The 4,121-nt window shown below is 61.2% G+C and carries 3 protein-coding genes and 3 pseudogenes; 1 reads left to right on the forward strand and 5 read right to left on the reverse strand.

Translation table 11 applies throughout. The annotated features are described in order from the left end of the window. Positions 1-54: 54 nt before the first annotated feature. The 5 genes and pseudogenes from XcuCFBP2542_RS19450 to soxR form a co-directional block, all read right to left on the reverse strand. Entirely contained in the window at positions 55-342 is a 288-nt protein-coding gene (locus tag XcuCFBP2542_RS19450) for a hypothetical protein (RefSeq protein WP_146090364.1), read from the reverse strand. A 26-nt stretch (positions 343-368) separates the two neighbouring features. Next, on the reverse strand, positions 369-830 hold the full coding sequence (locus XcuCFBP2542_RS18535) for a hypothetical protein (RefSeq protein ID WP_104605687.1): 462 nt from the start codon (positions 828-830) through the stop codon (positions 369-371). Positions 831-863: 33 nt separating this feature from the next. After that, positions 864-1,241: pseudogene (locus XcuCFBP2542_RS20155) on the reverse strand (type IV secretory system conjugative DNA transfer family protein); the annotation flags it as partial. 438 nt (positions 1,242-1,679) lie between these two features. Beyond that, positions 1,680-2,855 (reverse strand): annotated as a pseudogene (locus XcuCFBP2542_RS20160) (hypothetical protein); the annotation flags it as partial. Continuing rightward, positions 2,783-3,235, reverse strand: coding sequence for a redox-sensitive transcriptional activator SoxR (gene soxR / locus XcuCFBP2542_RS18550; RefSeq protein ID WP_104605691.1), 453 nt, complete (start codon positions 3,233-3,235; stop codon positions 2,783-2,785). The gene soxR and the pseudogene XcuCFBP2542_RS20160, both read right to left, overlap by 73 nt. Before the next feature lie 97 nt (positions 3,236-3,332). Between soxR and XcuCFBP2542_RS18555 the strand changes: the two are divergent. Beyond that, a pseudogene (locus XcuCFBP2542_RS18555) lies at positions 3,333-4,034 on the forward strand (MFS transporter); the annotation flags it as partial. Positions 4,035-4,121 lie beyond the last annotated feature (87 nt).

Consider the following 4,121-nt stretch of genomic DNA (forward strand, 5'->3'; position numbering starts at 1 on the left):
CAACCGACCCAGAAAACGATTGAGCTATCTCACTCCAGCCGAGGTCTTTTTCAACTACGATACCCTTGCACTTCGTGAGTGAATCCACCCCCCTCCACTTTCAAGCATATCAAGTCGCAACGTCAGTAATTCACCGTGCCAATAAAATGTCCACTGTGTTTGATTACGGATTTCAGGCTCACTCCCGCCGCCATGCGCCACGTTTCGCAAATAGATTTCACGCTCACGATCAATGACCCAATCTCTGGCGCTGGTTGCTCCAATCAGAAACTTACGGTCAATCGATAAAATATCGTATCTAGCAACATCATTTTGGGAAATAAACTCACTTACGAATGCCATGGTGACACCCCCACCCTATGACTGAATCATATTTTATAATATAAATTACCATCGACTTCAAGAACGATGTGGTAGTCCGTATTTCTGGAATGGACGCCAAAATCCTTGTATGCGAGCAAGGCATCTTGGAGGTCAGCCATGAATTGGCCCTTGTCAGCCTTAAGATGCGCGGGCAGTCCTTTCCCGTCATTGATCCACATCAGTCTCCAGTGGGACCATCCGGACTGATCTCGCGCACCTCCACCGCCGACCAAATCCAGTCTCAGCGTTAAAATCTCGCCATGCCAGTGGAATGAGAATTTCGTCTGATTTCTGACTTCAAATTCAGTACCTGCCCCATTTGCAACATTGCGAAGATACATATTGCGGTCACGGTCGATTGTCCAGTCTCTTGCATTGGTGCCACCGACCACGAAGCCCCTGTCGATCGCTTCCAGGTTATATTTAACAACATCCGACTCAGGAATAAACTCATTCAAAAATGGCATTTTTACTTCCCGACAATGGCTTGGAATTTTTCGTCAACAGCTAATTTCACTAGCTCTGAAGGGCGAAAGCAGCGTCTTAGTTTCGACTCTCGGCAGCAGCCGTTTAGTAAAGCAATTATCTTCGAAAGAATGATCTTCTCGCAGAGAACCGGGCTTGAGATCCTTCATAGAGAAAAACTTCCTTGTCAAAACACATCACTTTCCGCTCCTGCGGCAGCATCGATGCGCGGCGCTTGTCTGTCTCAGAGTGCGACACGTCGCTTTTTTGCAACTCGTGTGCGACCGTGCCGTGGTGTGGCCGAGCATATCTGAGTATTCATTTGCGTCTTTCTGCTCGCGATGGTCATAGAATGCTTGTAAGGCATGGCCGTTCGAAGAGTCAAGTGCAACTGCTGATTTGAATACTGCGATTTCTGCCTCCATCGCTTCCGCTGCGCTGACGCGCTGCGCTGACGCGGTGCGCTGATCGTAGGTGACGTTGATAACCACCGGCGTCTTGATCCGTTCGTTGATGCCCAGCTGGATCAAACTGGCCTGCAGCGCCTGCACTTCGGCGCCACGGTCGCCGGGTTGCAGGTGTCCCTGATCGCTGGGCGCCAAACTGGCAGCTACTCCTGCGGTGATGGGCAAACCGTTGTCAGTGCCTAGCGCTGGCGGTGCAACCGAAGGTCCGACAGCCGGGATGGCTGGCACAGGCACGTTGTCGATTTCGGGTGCACGCACGTTGACGGTGGCGAGCGTGGCGATCTCGGGCGCTGCGTGCGGCGCTACCTGCTGGGCGTTAGGCTGCAAGGGCTGCGCGGCCACCTGCGGCAGCGCGCGTTCAGCGTCAGTCGCCAGGCCCTGCCCGCGCATTTGTACCTCGCGCAACGCCTGGCGAATGTCCTCACTGCTGGTCACTGCGGCAACACGGTCTACGCCATCGGCATCGCGTTGCAGATGCGCAATCGGACTATCGGCGCCAAACGTGCCGCCTGTGCCGCGTTGGAGTTTCATGGCGCCATCGCCGGTGAGTCCATGCGCCGCGCGCGTGCGCTGTGTCGCCAATTCGATGGCTTGCTGCCAATCCGGTTTGAGCTCGGTGCCCGTGATGCGATAGCGGTACAGCGTTTCCTCGCGCTGTTGATCCTGCGGCGAGGGCGGCGACTGCGCGATGGCCGCAACGACCTGTGCATGCTCGGCCAGGGCCGGCTGTAGCAGGCGGCGCGTGGTCTCCAGTTCCAGCGCCACATTGCCGGCGGCAATGCCGCCCTCACCAGACCAGTGGCCCTGCGCATCGCGGCGATAGGCGTGGCCATCCGACGCGGTCAACGCATCTGGATTCGGCAGGGCCTGGCGGAGTGTGTCCGACAATGGCAAACCGGCGGGGGCCCAGCCGCTGCGCTGATAAGCCAGTTCATAACGCGCCGCAATCGCACCGGGGCTGTTGGCGATGTTGCCGGCGATCACCTGCTGCGCTTGTGCGTCCAGTTCCGCTGCACGCGCTGGCGCGGCGATATCGGTACGGTACACGGCGCTATCGGCGTCTGCGACCACACCGCTTTGCAGCGTGCGCCGCCATTGTCCGTCGGTGGGATCGCGCGCCCAGTCGGCCGTGCTCAGGCTGGGCGGATCGGTGGCGTTGGCCGGCAACCGTTACGGATCCTGCGGTGCTGGCGCATCCTTCAACGCCAGCGCGGCAGCGGCGTTGGTGGCCTGGTAATTGAGTTCGCGTGCTTTGGCGTAACTGGCCACGATCTGCGTGGACGTGGGATTGTCCACGCCATCATCGGTGGTATCGGCCTTGCCCTCGCGCGCCCACGCGGTGCCATTGAACGACCACTGCGTCCCCTGGCGATCGGTCTGGGTGTAGATGGCACGGTTGTCGAGCAACTCGGCAGCCTTCCCCCCCGCTTTGCTCATGAAATACGCATCGGCGGCGATCAAAGCCATCGGCCCGATTGCGGCGCTACTCAAAACTGGCGGGACGTCGGCGCACCCAATCGCAGGGCGCCGTCGCCATCGCCGGCCAATCGATCGTCCGGATTGCTCAACCGGCAACGCCGCAGCGAGAGACAACCGCAGCCGATGCAATCGGTGAGCTGGTCGCGCAAGGCCTGTAGCTCGCCGATGCGTGCATCCAGCTGCTCGCGCCAGCGTGCGGACATGCGCGCCCACTCCGCGCGGGTGGGCGTGCGCTGATCCGGCAAGACCGAGAAGGCGTCCAGCACCTGCTGCAACGGCACACCTAACCGTTGCGCCACGCGGATCACTGCAATCCGCCGCAGCACATCGCGCGCATAACGCCGCTGATTGCCCGCGGTGCGCAGGCTGCGGATCAGCCCCTTGCGCTCGTAGAAATGCAGCGCCGATACCGCCACGCCGCTGCGCTTGGCCACTTCGCCCACCGACAACTCCCGCTGCATTGCCTTGACCTCAACCTTGGTTGAGGCAGGATGCTGCGCGGCCATGACCGATGCAAGCAGCACGGTTCTGCTCATGCCCACCCGCCCTGGATGTTCGATGCCCACCAATACCGCACCGCCCGCCGCACCGCTGCACGACACGCACCCCACTTCGATCCTGGCAGCGCCGTATCGCGCCGCCACGCTCGGCATGGTGGCGCTGGTTTCGCTCAATGCCTTCGAATCGCTGGCGGTGGCCGCCGCCATGCCGACCGTGGCGCGCGAATTGAACGGCTTGCCGCTGTACGCGCTGGCGTTCGGCGGCACGCTGGCCACCAGCGTGGTGGGCATGACTGCGGCCAGGCGCTGGAGCGACCGTCGCGGCCCCGGTGGTGCGCTGGGCGCCGGGTTGCTGTGCTTCGTGGTCGGCCTGTTGATCGCCGGCCTGGCGCCGAACATGCCGCTGTTGATCGCCGGCCGGCTGCTGCAGGGGTTGGGCGCCGGTGCCTATTCGGTGGCGCTGTATGTCCTGGTCGGGCGGCTGTATCCGGAACACCTGCGGCCGCGGGTGTTCTCGGCGTTCTCTGCAGGCTGGGTGGTGCCGTCGTTGATCGGGCCGAGCATCAGCGGCTTGATCGTGCAGCACGCCGGCTGGCGCTGGGTGTTCCTGTCGGTTCCGCTGCTGGCGATTCCGGCAGGGCTGATGCTGTGGCCGGCCTTGCGCGGGCGCACCTGGTCGAACACCACCGCCACCGAATCGCATGCGGTCCTGGGCTGGGCGATCGGCGCGGCCACCGGCGTGCTCGGCGTGTACCTAGGGATTGTCTGATCAACGCAGCCAGGAGACGGAAAAAGCCGTCCTGGGTCGCGTAAAACTCGTTCAAACCTTCGATTTTCGCCGTTTTCA

The organism is Xanthomonas cucurbitae (assembly GCF_002939885.1).
Taxonomy (GTDB): Bacteria; Pseudomonadota; Gammaproteobacteria; order Xanthomonadales; family Xanthomonadaceae; genus Xanthomonas; species Xanthomonas cucurbitae.

Coding starts and splice junctions, on each gene's coding strand:
- XcuCFBP2542_RS19450 (WP_146090364.1), bottom strand. CDS start 342: ATGGCATTCGTAAGTGAGTTTATTTCCCAAAATGATGTTGCTAGATAC.
- XcuCFBP2542_RS18535 (WP_104605687.1), bottom strand. CDS start 830: ATGCCATTTTTGAATGAGTTTATTCCTGAGTCGGATGTTGTTAAATAT.
- soxR (WP_104605691.1), bottom strand. CDS start 3,235: ATGCAGCGGGAGTTGTCGGTGGGCGAAGTGGCCAAGCGCAGCGGCGTG.